Annotated in this window: 9 protein-coding genes; 6 read left to right on the top strand and 3 right to left on the bottom strand. The window is 60.1% G+C overall.

Going from position 1 to position 13,432, the window contains the following annotated elements:
* Positions 1 to 2: 2 nt before the first annotated feature.
* Positions 3 to 1,028 (top strand): CobW family GTP-binding protein, encoded by a 1,026-nt coding sequence (locus tag HSS18214_RS0109975; protein WP_016915158.1) that lies wholly within the window; start codon positions 3 to 5, stop codon positions 1,026 to 1,028.
* Here the strand turns inward: HSS18214_RS0109975 and HSS18214_RS0109980 are convergent.
* Entirely contained in the window at positions 1,002 to 2,918 is a 1,917-nt protein-coding gene (locus HSS18214_RS0109980) for a putative bifunctional diguanylate cyclase/phosphodiesterase (RefSeq protein ID WP_016915159.1), read from the bottom strand. The genes HSS18214_RS0109975 and HSS18214_RS0109980 overlap by 27 nt on opposite strands.
* A gap of 410 nt (positions 2,919 to 3,328) precedes the next feature.
* Between HSS18214_RS0109980 and HSS18214_RS0109985 the strand changes: the two genes are divergently transcribed.
* Positions 3,329 to 4,234: a LysR family transcriptional regulator gene (locus HSS18214_RS0109985; protein ID WP_016915160.1), complete on the top strand. Its 906-nt coding sequence runs from the start codon at positions 3,329 to 3,331 to the stop codon at positions 4,232 to 4,234.
* Positions 4,235 to 4,288: 54 nt separating this feature from the next.
* Here the strand turns inward: HSS18214_RS0109985 and HSS18214_RS0109990 are convergent, their stop codons facing one another.
* Positions 4,289 to 5,806, bottom strand: a complete 1,518-nt coding sequence (locus HSS18214_RS0109990) for an NCS1 family nucleobase:cation symporter-1 (protein WP_026001860.1) — start codon at positions 5,804 to 5,806, stop codon at positions 4,289 to 4,291.
* Positions 5,807 to 6,388: 582 nt separating this feature from the next.
* Between HSS18214_RS0109990 and HSS18214_RS0109995 the strand changes: the two genes are divergently transcribed.
* From HSS18214_RS0109995 to preA, 4 genes are read left to right on the top strand one after another with little or no spacing between them, the layout of a single operon-like run.
* A complete protein-coding gene (locus tag HSS18214_RS0109995; protein WP_016915162.1) occupies positions 6,389 to 7,255 on the top strand; it encodes a nitrilase-related carbon-nitrogen hydrolase in 867 nt (288 codons plus the stop codon).
* Between the two features lie 34 nt (positions 7,256 to 7,289).
* Positions 7,290 to 8,729 carry a dihydropyrimidinase gene (hydA, locus tag HSS18214_RS0110000; RefSeq protein WP_016915163.1) on the top strand — a complete coding sequence of 480 codons (1,440 nt, stop codon included), beginning with the start codon at positions 7,290 to 7,292 and terminating at the stop codon, positions 8,727 to 8,729.
* Between the two features lie 23 nt (positions 8,730 to 8,752).
* The gene (locus HSS18214_RS0110005) at positions 8,753 to 10,132 is read left to right on the top strand and encodes an NAD(P)-dependent oxidoreductase (protein WP_016915164.1); all 1,380 of its coding nucleotides are present in this window, start codon (positions 8,753 to 8,755) and stop codon (positions 10,130 to 10,132) included.
* Positions 10,129 to 11,472: an NAD-dependent dihydropyrimidine dehydrogenase subunit PreA gene (preA, locus tag HSS18214_RS0110010; protein WP_016915165.1), complete on the top strand. Its 1,344-nt coding sequence runs from the start codon at positions 10,129 to 10,131 to the stop codon at positions 11,470 to 11,472. Before HSS18214_RS0110005 ends, preA begins: the two co-directional genes overlap by 4 nt.
* Positions 11,473 to 11,571: 99 nt before the next feature.
* Here preA and HSS18214_RS19675 read toward each other — a convergent pair whose 3' ends face one another.
* Positions 11,572 to 13,260 carry a methyl-accepting chemotaxis protein gene (locus HSS18214_RS19675; protein WP_016915166.1) on the bottom strand — a complete coding sequence of 563 codons (1,689 nt, stop codon included), beginning with the start codon at positions 13,258 to 13,260 and terminating at the stop codon, positions 11,572 to 11,574.
* Between the last annotated feature and the right edge of the window lie 172 nt (positions 13,261 to 13,432).

Here is a 13,432-nt window from a genome sequence, read left to right on the forward strand (position 1 = left end):
CGTTGGCGCTTGAGGCACTCGTACCCGTGCATATCGTGACCGGCTTTTTGGGTAGCGGAAAAACCACGCTGATTCATCAGCTGATAGAGCAGAAACCCACCCATGAAAAATGGGCCATTCTGGTCAACGAGTTCGGTCAGATCGGCATCGACCAGACCATGTTCGCGGCCCGTGATGACGTGGTGGTCAAGGGCCTGCCTGGCGGCTGCCTGTGCTGTCAGCTGGCATTCGTGCTGCAGGCGGCGCTGGTAAATCTGCTGGCACGCCAGAAACCCGACCGGGTGATCATCGAGCCTTCGGGGCTTGGGCACCCCGCCGGGCTGATGGATTTGCTGCAGGGTGAGGCTTTTCAGGACGTGGTGGCGGTGCAGGACATCATCGCCACCCTCGACCCGCGTCGGCTGGACGAAGCACGCGTGCGAGCGCATGAGACTTTTCAAGATCAGCTGACCATGGCCGATGTCGTGGTCATCACTCTGGCCGACATGGCCAGCGACGAACAACATGCACGGGCCGAGCAGTTCATCGACACGCTCTGGCCGCCGCGCAAATGGGTGCATAGCACCCAGCAAGGCCCCTTGCCCATTGACCGCCTGCTGAGCCCTTCGGCCCCCCGCCCTGCGGCGCCAGCCGCCATGCCCGCCGCGCACCAGGCCCTGGCCACCAGCGGCCCCAGCCTCGAAGGGGCATTCTTCGATCTCCCTCCGCCCCTCGGCAAGGCGCAGCAGCAGTCCGCCAGCGCTCTGGGCTACACCAGCACCGGCGTGCGCTGGCACCCCGCCGAGCGTTTCGACCTGGACCGTTTGGCGCTATGGATGAGCGAGCTACCTGCCACCGCCAGGGTGAAGGGCGTCTTCCATACGGACGATGGCTGGAAGCAGCTCAACCGCGCCGAAGGCACCCAGCGCGTGGCCGCCAGTGCCTGGCGACAAGACTCCCGGCTGGAAGTGATTACCCCTGACGGCACGCTGCCCCTGGCTGATGCTACGCTTCCTGATCAGCTACGCGCCCTGGGGGCCTGGCGGTGAGGGACGTTGCGCGCGTACGGCCTGCTCCATTTCCTCCACCGGCAGGGGCCGCCCGAACAAGTACCCCTGAAACGCATGGCATCCGTGGGCCATGAGCCATGCCTGATGCGCCCGAGTTTCGACCCCCTCGGCGATGACATCCAGATTCAGGCTCTTGGCCAGGGCAATGGTACTTTCGACGATGGCGGCATTGGCACTGCTCTCGAGCACCTGCTGCACGAAAGACTGGTCGATCTTCAACTGATCCAGCGGGAGCTGTGCCAGATACGCCAGCGACGAGTAGCCGGTGCCGAAGTCGTCCAGCGAGAAGCGAACGCCGCGCGCCTTCAGGCTTAGCATCTTGTCACGGGCATCGTCTCGGGCGTCGACGAACAGCGTTTCGGTGACTTCCAGCTTCAACCGCTCGAGCGGGGCTCGGGTGCGCTGGAACACCTGCTCCACTCGATGTAGAAAATCGCTCTCGCGGAACTGCAGAGGGCTGATGTTGACTGAAATGGTCAGCTGCTCGAACCCCGGCTGGTGCTGCCACGCTGCCAACTGATGGCAGGCTGCCTCCAGCACCCACTCGCCTACGTCGTTGATCAAGCCGGTGCTTTCCAGCAGCGGAATGAACTCACCGGGCGACACCAGCCCGCGTTCAGGATGGTACCAGCGCAACAGCGCTTCGACGCCCTTGATGCGCCCCTGTTCATCCACCTGGGGCTGATAGTGCAACAGCCACTGCTGGTGATCCAGCGCCAGACGCAGGTCAGACTCCAGCTTGACCCGTGCCAGCAGCGCGGCCTGCATGGAGGGGTCGAAAAAACGTAGGCCGCGCCGGCCACTGGCCTTGGCCTGGGAAAGCGCCATGTCCGCCTGCTGCAGATAATCATCGGTACTGTGTTGGCTGTCGGCCATGACGGTGATGCCCACGCTGGCCGTGACCGACGCCTGCTCACCCCCCACCTGGATCGGGGTATCCAGCGCTGCCATCAGCTTGCTGGCGATATGCTCGGCCAGCGCCTGCGTTTTACGCGAGCTGCCATCCACTCCCTCGACCAACACGGCAAATTCGTCGCCGCCCAGTCGCGCCAGAGTGTCCGTATCGCGCAGCATCTGGCCAAAACGGCGTGCCACGTTCTGCAACAGCCGATCACCGATATGATGCCCCAGCGTATCGTTGACATGATTGAAGCTATCCAGGTCCAGCAGAATCAGCGCTCCGCAGCGCTGGTGGCGGTTCAGCTCCTTGAGGGCCACGCCGATTCGGTCGATGAACAGGCGACGGTTGGCAAAGCCGGTCAGCGGATCGTAGAACGCCAGCTGATGAATCTCCTGCTCGGCCGCCTTGCGTTCGCTGATGTCACTCATGGTGGCCACATAGTGGGTCAAGCTGCCGTTGCGGTCATGCACGGCACTGATGGTCAGCCACTCGGGAAACAGCTCGCCGTTCTTGCGCTGGTTCCAGATTTCTCCCTCCCAGCTTCCCGTGGAGAGTACGCTGCGCCACAAACACCGGTAGAAGGCGGCATTGTGGTGCCCAGAGCTGAACATGCGTGGGTTCCTGCCCACGACCTCTGCATCACTGTAGCCGGTGATGCGCTTGAAAGTGTCGTTCACTTTCAGGATCGTGCCCCGTGCATCGGTCACCATGATGCCCAAATGTGCCTGAAATGCAGCGGCAGCAATTTGCAGCTCCACCTCGGCGCGTTTTGCGTCAGTTACCTCACGGGTCACGGAAAGCACTCCTTCCAATTCGTCCGGTTGTTGGGTGCTGCTCACCAGAGGACTCAACGCCCCCTCGGCAGGGCCTGGCCGCCGCACATGGTGCAGATAGAAGCGCTGATCCAGGGCCGACCAATAAAGCGGCGTGACCACTTCGTCATACGCTGACTGGCTGAAACCTCGCAACGTGCCGTCTGGCTCAGATCCCTGCCCGCATGACGGTTGTCGCCGCTGCTTACCCAAGCGCGCCCGTCTGCATTCAACACGCCAAGCTCATCGATCAACGGCAGCTGGCACGGGCAGTAGCGCGGGCTTCAGCCGCCTGTAACTCCTGCTCATACTGCTCCTTCAACAGCCAGCCAAACAGTGCCAGGAGAGCCCATCACTCGGCGTGAGCGACATCATGCATACCTTAGTCAGGCATCCCGTGGGCGCACCTGATAGAGTGAAAAAAGACAGAGGAAGATACACCAGCCCGAGACATGGGGGGGATTGTTAAAGTGTGACGCGATGTTTTTTTGATGTATATCAATTTTTAGCACAATAGAGCATCAAAAACGGCATGTCGGTATAGCAGGCAAGGCAACGAGGCAAGCATGGCATCTCTGGGTCAAATGAGTGATTACGACATACGCCTGGTGCGTATTTTCAAGACCGTGGTGGAGTGCGGTGGCTTCACCGCTGCAGAAACGACGCTGGGCATCAGCCGCTCGGCCATCAGCCAACACATGAGCGACCTGGAGAGCCGACTGGGGTTTTCGCTTTGCCAGCGAGGTCGCGGTGGGTTCAGCCTGACCGAAGAAGGCAAGGAGATTTACCAGGCAGGCCTGACCCTGCTGACCGCCCTCGAAACCTTCAAAAGCGATGTCAATGCACTGCATCACACCATAAAGGGCGAGCTGAATATCGGCATCACCGATAACCTGGTGACGCTACCCGCCATGAACGTTACCCACGCCCTGGCGGCGCTGACGGCGCCCAACCATGCGGTCACCGTCAATATTCATATGGAACCCTCTGACGCGGTGATCCGGGGCGTCATGGATGGGCACCTGCACGTCGGGGTGGTGCCTGCCGTGAACCTGCCCACCAGCCTGGAGACACGCTGGCTTTACGACGAGCCGTCCTACCTGTACTGCTCGGCCGAGCACCCCTTGTTTCCACAGGCCGATGAGAGGCTCGAAGCAGGCGACATTGCCCAGTACCCCGCCATACAGCCCCGCTACCCGCTACCGGAAAAAGCCCGCCAGGCCCACGAAGCACTCAACCGTCGAGCCTCTGCGTCAGACCGGGAAGGCGCTGCCTTCCTGATCCTGACCGGGCGCTTCATTGGCTTTCTACCCGAACACGTGGCCGCCCAGTGGGTCAGCGCAGGCAAGATGCGTGCCCTGCTGCCCCAGCACTACGCCTATCGCATCCCGTTCGTGCTGATTACCCGCCACGACCGCCGCCCCAACCGCGTGGTGGATGCCTTCCTGGGGCTGGTGAAGGAAGCCAACTAGCGGCGCAGCCCGCCAGGCTCTGCCCGACAGCTAGCTGCGCCATGCGCTACCGCATCAAGGCTGGCGAGCCGCCTCGCTGGCCATCAGCGGCACAGGGCCTGCCTGGGGAGACGACGCCAGCGTACGGCTGGCGACGTAATACACCACCGCCCCCAACGCCGAGCCCGTGAACCAGCCGTAGTCATAGAACCAGTTCATGGTACCGGTCAGCAGCGACAGCAGGGTCAGGCTCACCGGAATGCCGAAGGCAATGAATCCGGCGATATTGACCGCGGGGTAAGCCTGGTGGTCCATGTACAGGCTAGGCACATCCAGGCGCTGGCGTTTGATCAGGAAATAATCCACCGCCATGATGCCTGCAATCGGGCCCAGCAGGCTGGAGTAGCCCAGCAGCCAGTTGGAGTACATCTGCTCCAGTGAAACGCCCTGGCTCACCACCCCCGCCTTTTGCAGCAGGTCGTAGCCCATCAGCAGCACCCCCACGGCGCCGGTCATCAGCACGCCACGGGTTTGGTTGATCAGCTTGGGGGCAATGTTCTGAAAGTCATTGGTGGGTGAGACGATATTGGAAGCGGTGTTGGTCGAGATGGTCGCCACGATGATCAGCAGCATGGCCATGATGACCCAGAAAGGGCTGTCGATATAGCCGATCAGGCGCACCGGGTCGGCCACGGTTTGGCCTACCAGCGTTTCCGAGGCGGCGGTCAATACCACGCCCAGGGCAGCAAAGAAGAACATGGTCAACGGCAAGCCCAGGATCTGCCCGACGATCTGGTCCTTCTGGCTCTTGGCGAAGCGGCTGAAATCAGGAATGTTCAGTGACAGCGTCGCCCAGAAGCCCACCATGGCCGTCAGGCCAGCAAAGAAATAGCCATACACCGAAGCACCTTCCGGGCGCGACGGCGGCTGGGACAGCAGTTCGGTCATCGACATGTGCGGCCACGCCCACATCATCAGTCCGATCCCCACGGCCAACAGCAGCGGTGCCGCCAGGGTTTCCAGCCACTTGATCGACTCGGCCCCGCGAATCACCACGTACAGGTTCATGGCGCCAAACACGAAGAAGCCAATTACTTCGCCGACGCCACCCAGCGCCGCCCAGGCGGGAAACAGCGCCGACAGCAGCAGGTGAATGGCCAGCCCGCCAAACATGGTTTGAATGCCAAACCAGCCGCAGCCTACCAGCGCCCTGACCAGGCAGGGCACGTTGGAGCCCAGGATGCCAAACGAAGAGCGCAGCACCACCGGAAAGGGAATGCCGAATTTGGTGCCGGGAAAAGCGTTCAGCGTCAGCGGAATCAGCACGATCACGTTGGCCAGCAGAATGGCCAGCAGCGCCTCGCCCACGCTCAGCCCAAAGTAGGCCGTGAGCACGCCGCCCAGGGTGTAGGTAGGCACGCAGATCGACATACCGACCCACAGCGCCGCAATGTTCCATTTGCTCCAGGTACGCTCTTTTGCTTCGGTAGGCGCAATATCTTCATTGAAGCGGGCGCTTTCACGCACATCGTCTTCCACTGCCAGTTCGACCAACCCCTGCTGATCGATCATTCGAGATTTAGCTGCCGTCATTGTTGTCTCCTCAGCCTCGCCATTGCCTTTTTATCTTCAAAGGTTCAGCAAGTTGTGCAGCAATAAGCGTGCCTAAACGCATGCCCACGCCACTAACCTATTGAACACAAAGCTGACTTGATAGACATATATAATAGCGACGCCTTTCGTATCGTTGTTGTTATACGCACGGGTATTAAAACCTCATAAAAAGGGTAGCGGCATCTCTATAAAACGCACCATCAAGATGCAAAAGAAATCACAACCAACCAATAAAAAAATAACAAAACACTGATAAATATGAAAAAAATATAAAAACCATAATAGTGCAACGCTTCACCATATTGACAAAAAAGCCAGGTTAAAAAATTAAAAAACTGCAAAAACAAACACTTAAAACCTCACATACTTTTCTATAAAAACTGCTTGCAAACAGCCTTCATCCAGCGCTATGTTCAAAAAGCTGTCCAATATGACAGCTTTGTAAACAATAATAATTCCCGACCGTGAGTCGCGTTCATGACACGCCCAGCACCGAGCGATACACGACTGACTTCCCATCCATTCGGAGGTCGGCGCGTTATGACAAAAGAGGGGTAGTCCATGCAGAAAATGAAGATTGGCCTGATCCAGATGGCCCTGAATACCAGCACCGACCAGGAACCCGGCGCCATTCGTGACGCGATGAACGAAGCGCACCTGCCCATGATTCAGCAAGCCGCCGAGCAAGGCGTGCAGGTGCTGTGCTTCCAGGAGGTGTTCAATCAGCCCTATTTTTGCCCCAGCCAGGACAGCAAATGGTACGCCGCCGCCGAGCGAGTGCCGGAGGGCCCCACCTGCCAGATGATGCAAAAGCTCGCGGCCGAGCACCGCATGGTGATCATCGTCCCTATCTATGAAGAGACCGAGACTGGCGTTTACTACAACACCGCCGCCGTGTTCGATGCCGACGGCAGCTACCTGGGTAAATACCACAAGACACACATTCCCCAAGTGGCTGGCTTTTGGGAGAAATTCTTCTTCAAGCCGGGACAATCCAACTGGCCGGTTTTCGATACCGCCTACGGCAAGATCGGCGTGTACATCTGCTACGACCGCCACTTCCCGGAAGGCTGGCGGGCACTGGCGCTCAACGGCGCCGAAGTGATTTTCAACCCTTCTGCCACGGTGGCCGGTCTTTCCCAATACCTCTGGGAGCTGGAGCAACCCGCCTCTGCCGCTGCCAACGGCTGCTTCATCGCCGCCATCAATCGGGTTGGCACCGAGGCACCCTGGAATATCGGCGACTTCTACGGCTCCAGCTACATCGTCAACCCACGCGGCAAGATCGAAGCCCAGGCCAGCGCCACGGAAGACGAGCTGCTGGTGCATGAGATCGATTTAGACATGGTGCGCGAAGTGCGCAACAGCTGGCAGTTCTTCCGCGACCGCCGCCCCGAAACCTACACCCGCCTCACCGACGGTGAATGATTCTGCTGGCTAAACACAACGACAGGAGCGAACCATGAGCTTATTGATCAAGGGCGGCACGGTGGTCACCCACGCCGACACTTACCGCGCCGATGTGCTGTGTGTCGACGGCAAAATCCACGCCATTGGCACCGACCTGGACGTGCCGGAAGGCTGCGAGATCGTCGATGCCAGCAACCAACTGGTGATGCCTGGCGGCATCGACCCCCATACCCACATGCAGATGCCCTTCATGGGCGCGGTGGCCAGCGAAGATTTCTACACCGGCACCGCCGCCGCCATGGCGGGTGGCACCACTACGATCATCGACTTCGTGATTCCCAGCCCCGGCCAGTCGCTGCTGGAAGCCTTCGAGACTTGGCAGGGCTGGGCGGAAAAAGCCGCCACCGACTTCGCCTTCCACGTGGCGATCACCTGGTGGGATGAGAGCGTTAAAGAGGAAATGGGCACCCTGGTACGCGACCACGGGGTCAACAGCTTCAAGCACTTCATGGCCTACAAGGGCGCCATCATGGCCACCGATGACATTCTGGTGGAGAGCTTTTCCCGCTGCCTGGAGCTGGGCGCGGTGCCCACCGTGCATGCCGAAAACGGCGAGCTGGTCTACCACATGCAGCAAAAACTGCTGGCCCAGGGCATCACCGGGCCGGAAGCCCACCCGCTTTCCCGCCCACCGCAGGTGGAAGGCGAAGCCGCCAGCCGCGCGATTCGCATTGCCTCCACCTTGGGCGCGCCGGTCTACCTGGTGCACGTCTCCACCAAAGACGCGGTGGATGAAATCGCCTACGCCCGCCAGCAGGGCCACCCGGTGTTCGGCGAGTGCCTGGCGGGCCACCTGGTGATCGATGACAGTGTTTACCAGCACCCGGACTGGGCCACCGCCGCCGCCCATGTGATGAGCCCGCCTTTCCGGCCCAAAGGCCACCAGGAAGCGCTCTGGCATGGCCTGCAATCTGGCAATCTGCAAACCACCGCTACCGACCACTGCTGTTTCTGCGAAGAGCAGAAGGCCGCCGGGAAAGATGACTTCACCAAGATCCCCAACGGCACTGCGGGTGTGGAAGACCGCCTGGCCGTGCTGTGGGACGAAGGGGTGAATACCGGCAAGCTCTCGCCCCAGGAGTTCGTGGCGGTCACCTCCACCAACACCGCCAAAATCTTCAACCTCTACCCGCGCAAAGGGGCGATTCAGGTGGGTGCCGATGCCGACCTCGTGGTCTGGGACCCCAACGGCACCCGCACGATTTCCGCCAGGACCCACCACCAGAACGTCGATTTCAATATTTTCGAGGGTAAAACGGTGCGCGGCATTGCCCGTCACACTATTAGCCAAGGCAAGTGGACATGGCGTGATGGCGAGCTGCACGCCGAGCGCGGCGCAGGTCGCTACTTGGAACGCCCCGCCTACCCCGGCGTTTTCGAGCTGTTGGCCAAACGTGCCGAGCTGAATACGCCCGTTGCGGTAACGCGCTAACACCATTCAAGGGAGAAACGACCGTGACCCATTCACTTGATCACCTGCCTAGCGCAAAAGAGGTCGGCACCTACGACCCAGATACGTTGGCACATAATTTCAGCGACCTTCACCCTCCACTGACGCCGCGCCAGGCAATGATTGAAAGCCAGCGCTGCCTCTACTGCTTCGATGCGCCATGCGTCGAGGCCTGCCCATCGGATATTGATATACCGAGCTTCGTCCGCCAAATCAGTGAAAACAACATTAATGGCGCAGCAGAAACCATTCTGGAAGCCAATATCCTTGGCGGCAGCTGCGCCCGCGTATGCCCCACTGAAATTCTCTGCGAGCGTAGCTGTGTGCGTAACCACGATGCCGAGTGTCAGCCAGTACTGATCGGCCTGCTACAACGCCACGCCACCGACCATATGCAGTTTGAGAGCCACCCCTTCAAGCGCGCTGCCAGCACTGGTCGCCATATTGCCATAGTGGGTGCCGGGCCTGCCGGGCTCTCCTGCGCGCATCGCCTGGCGATGCTGGGCCATCAGGTGACGATTTTTGAGGCCGAGCAAAAGCCCGGTGGGCTTAACGAGTACGGTATCGCCCGCTACAAAATGACCGACGACTTTGCCCGCAAGGAAGTCGAGTTCCTGCTGGACATTGGCGGCATCGACCTCCAGTACGGCCAGCGCCTGGGCGACAACCTCACTCTCGATACCCTGCGCCAGCAGTACGACAGCGTATTTCTGGGGTTGGGGCTGGGAGCCAGCCGCACGCTGGGGCTGACCGGCGAAGATGCACCGGGCCTGATGCCCGCCGTGGACTACATCAAGACCCTACGCCAAACCGATGACCTGGGCAGCCTGGCCGTGGCCAAGCACTGCATCGTGATTGGCGCTGGCAATACCGCCATCGACATGGCCACGCAAATGGCGCGTTTGGGGGCCAAAGAGGTCACTCTGGTGTATCGCCGTGGCACTGAGGCGATGTCCGCCACCGACCACGAACAGGAGATCGCCAAGGCCAACGGCGTGCGTATGGTGACTTGGGCCCAGCCGGACGAAATTCTGCTGGATGCTCAAGGGCGAGTGGCAGGCATGCGTTTTGCCAACACCGCAGAGCAGCAGGGCCGCCTCTCCACCACGGGCGAGACCTTCGAGATCGCGGCGGATGCCGTTTTCACCGCCATCGGCCAGGGCTTCGAGGGCGACAGCCTACGCGATGCCACCGCCTCCGAACTGGCCCGGGATGGCGAGCGCATCCACGTCAATGAGCTGTTCCAGACCTCATTGGCCAACGTTTACGCTGGCGGCGACTGCGTCAAACCCGGCCAGGACCTCACCGTGCAAGCAGTACAGCACGGCAAGCTGGCCGCCCACGCCATCCATCAAGCGCTCGCCGCCCAGCAGGAGGCCGCATGAACACCACACCTTTCAACACCCTCTCTTTTCCAGGCAAGAAACACAGCGGCGACAGCGTGGTGAACGGCGTAGATCTATCGGTGAACTTTGCCGGTATCAAAGCCCCCAACCCCTTCTGGCTGGCCTCGGCCCCGCCTACCGACAAAGCCTACAACGTGGTGCGCGCCTATGAAGCGGGCTGGGGCGGCGTGGTATGGAAAACCCTTGGCGAAGAGCCCGCGGCGGTGAACGTCTCCTCCCGCTACTCGGCCCACTACGGCAAAAACCGCGAGGTGATCGGTTTCAACAATATCGAGCTGATTACCGACCGTTCGCTGGAGATCAACCTTCAAGAGATCACCCAGGTGAAGAAGGATTGGCCGGACCGGGCGCTGATCGTCTCCATCATGGTGCCCTGCAACGAGGAGGCCTGGGCGTATATCCTGCCGCGGGTGGAAGCCACCGGCGCAGACGGCATCGAGCTCAATCTGGGCTGCCCCCACGGCATGCCGGAACGCGGCATGGGCGCAGCGGTGGGCCAAAACCCGGATTTGATCGAAAAAGTCACCTACTGGTGTAAAAAGCACTACTCCAAGCCGGTCATCGTCAAGCTCACCCCCAACATCACCGATATTCGCGTGGGCGCCCAGGCGGCACTGCGAGGCGGCGCTGATGCAGTCTCGTTGATCAACACCATCAACTCCATTACCAGCATCGACCTGGACAACATGGTCGCCAAACCCACCGTGGGCCATCAGAGCACCCACGGCGGCTACTGCGGCAGCGCGGTGAAACCCATCGCCCTGAACATGGTGGCAGAAATTGCCCGAGACCCAGCCACGCCCACGCTGCCCATTTCCGGTATTGGCGGGATTTCCACCTGGCGGGATGCGGCGGAATTCATCGCCCTGGGCGCGGGCAGCGTGCAGGTGTGCACCGCTGCCATGCTCAACGGTTTTCGCATTGTTGAAGAGATGAAAGATGGCCTCTCCCGCTGGATGGCGGAAAAAGGCTACGACTCCATCGAAGCGTTTTCCCGCAGGGCGGTGCCGCAAACCACCGACTGGAAGCACCTGGACATCAACTTCAAGACCATCGCCCATATCGATCAGGACCTGTGCATCGAGTGTGGCCGCTGCTATATCGCCTGCGAGGACACCTCTCACCAGTCGATTGCCAAGCTCACCGAGCAGGACGGCGCGCGCCGCTACGAGGTCATCGAAGACGAGTGCGTGGGCTGCAACCTGTGCCAGATCACCTGCCCGGTGGAAAACTGCATCACCATGGTGCCTCAGGAAACCGGCAAGCCCTTCCTCGCCTGGGACGACGACCCACGCAACCCCTTCCGCGTCGCCTCTTAGTCTCTTCGCTTGGCCAAATACAGACGGCCACTCGCACAGAGCCCCGCCACCGGTTTACGGTGGCGGGGCTCTGTGGCTTATAGAGATAACCTCAGCCTATCAAAACGCTTCCCACTCCTGCTCGGCACTGGCGGCCGCTTTGGACTTTGGCTTACTCGTAAGCTGGGGGCGCAGCAGCTCGCCGCGGGGCGGCGGGGTAGCCAGCGCGGGCTGACGACGCTCGCTCCCCTGCTCCAGGCGGAATGCCGCCACCACGCCCTCCAACCGCTCGGCCTGCTCCTCCAGCGAGCTGGCCGCCGCAGACGCTTCTTGCACCAGCGCCGCGTTCTGTTGGGTGACCTCATCCATCTGAGCGACGGCCTGATTGACCTGCTCGATGCCCGCGCTCTGCTCCTGGGAGGCTGCCGATATTTCATCCATGATGTCGGTGACCCGGCGTACCGACCCGACGACTTCCCGCATGGTGGCACCGGCTTTTTCTACCAGTTGAGAGCCTTCATTGACCTGCGCCGTGGAAGCATCGATCAATCGCTTGATCTCCTTGGCCGCCTCGGCGCTGCGGCTAGCCAGGTTGCGTACTTCGCTGGCGACAACTGCGAAACCGCGCCCCTGCTCGCCTGCCCGGGCAGCCTCGACCGAGGCATTGAGTGCCAGGATATTGGTCTGGAACGCAATCGAGTCGATCACGTTGATGATATCGGCCACCTGCTGGGAGCTCGAGGAAATCCCGTGCATGGTCGAGATGACCTGATCGACCACGTCGCCGCCTTCTACCGCCTTACCCGAAGCATCGTTGGCCAGCGTGCTGGCCTGACGTGCGTTATCGGCATTCTGCCGCACGGTTTGAGTCAGCTGTTCCATGCTGGCGGCAGTTTCCTGCAGGGAGGCCGCCTGCTGCTCGGTGCGTGACGACAAATCGGCGTTGCCCCCGGCAATTTCTCGTGCGCCGATGTAGATCGAGCCGCTGCTGTCACGCACGGTCGATATCGTGGCCAACAGGCCATTCTGCATGCGCTGCATGGCACTGAACAGCTTGCCGATTTCATTGCTTCCGCGCAGGTCCACGCGGGCTGAGAGGTCGTTTTCGGCAATGCGTTCGAAGTGCACCACGGCTTCATCCAGCGGCTTGACGATGGACCTCACCATGGCCATACGCACCAGCACGATGGTCAAAAGCGCAACGATGATCACGGCGATATCGATGTAACCGAACATTTGCATGTCGCGTTCATAGTTGGCCACCAATTGATCACCGTAATCGGCCAGGAAGTCATTGAACGCCATGCTCGATGAGATAAACTCCTGGTTAAGAGAACTAAGGGTTTGCCGTATACTCATCAACTGTACGTCATTACCAGAGGTGACCGCCGCAGCGAGCGGCACAAGCCCTTGCTGCATGACCGCATGAAAGTCGGTAATGACGGCATCGGCCAATTCGCCATTGATGTCACGGGGGGACGAAGCCTCGAACTCGGCAAAGTAGCGCTGGGCTGATTGCAAGAAGCCGTCGGCCTCCGCCAGATAGGACTGAGCTTGCTGACGCTGCCCATCCTCAGCCGCTACGACAGCGTTCATGTAAGCCAACTGAGAAAACCCCACCGAACGTTGAACACGTGCAAGCGGCAACATCTGATCCATCGAAATGGTATCCAGTACTACTAGCGAGCGCGCTCCCCTTTCGCCTGATAAATGACCAATAAAAGCAACTACCATGATCAATACACCAAAGATGGCCAGTACAACGGTCAGGCCTGTTTTTACCGAGATGTTTGCCAATAGCTTGTTCATGTTACCCCCTCGCTGACCAACCAACGTTTGCCAGCCCAGTCGAGAAATCCCTTTTCTTGAATGTGATGCCCGTTACCGAGCCTCAATGTGTTAACCACATTCTGTTGGGCGGTCACTATTCCGACAATAGGGTTTACATTGTTTGACGTTATAGATAACTTGCTAACAATCA

This window comes from Vreelandella stevensii S18214 (assembly GCF_000275725.1).
Lineage (GTDB): Bacteria > Pseudomonadota > Gammaproteobacteria > Pseudomonadales > Halomonadaceae > Vreelandella > Vreelandella stevensii.

Coding starts and splice junctions, on each gene's coding strand:
- HSS18214_RS0109985 (WP_016915160.1), top strand. CDS start 3,329: ATGGCATCTCTGGGTCAAATGAGTGATTACGACATACGCCTGGTGCGT.
- HSS18214_RS0109990 (WP_026001860.1), bottom strand. CDS start 5,806: ATGACGGCAGCTAAATCTCGAATGATCGATCAGCAGGGGTTGGTCGAA.
- HSS18214_RS0109995 (WP_016915162.1), top strand. CDS start 6,389: ATGCAGAAAATGAAGATTGGCCTGATCCAGATGGCCCTGAATACCAGC.
- hydA (WP_016915163.1), top strand. CDS start 7,290: ATGAGCTTATTGATCAAGGGCGGCACGGTGGTCACCCACGCCGACACT.
- preA (WP_016915165.1), top strand. CDS start 10,129: ATGAACACCACACCTTTCAACACCCTCTCTTTTCCAGGCAAGAAACAC.
- HSS18214_RS19675 (WP_016915166.1), bottom strand. CDS start 13,260: ATGAACAAGCTATTGGCAAACATCTCGGTAAAAACAGGCCTGACCGTT.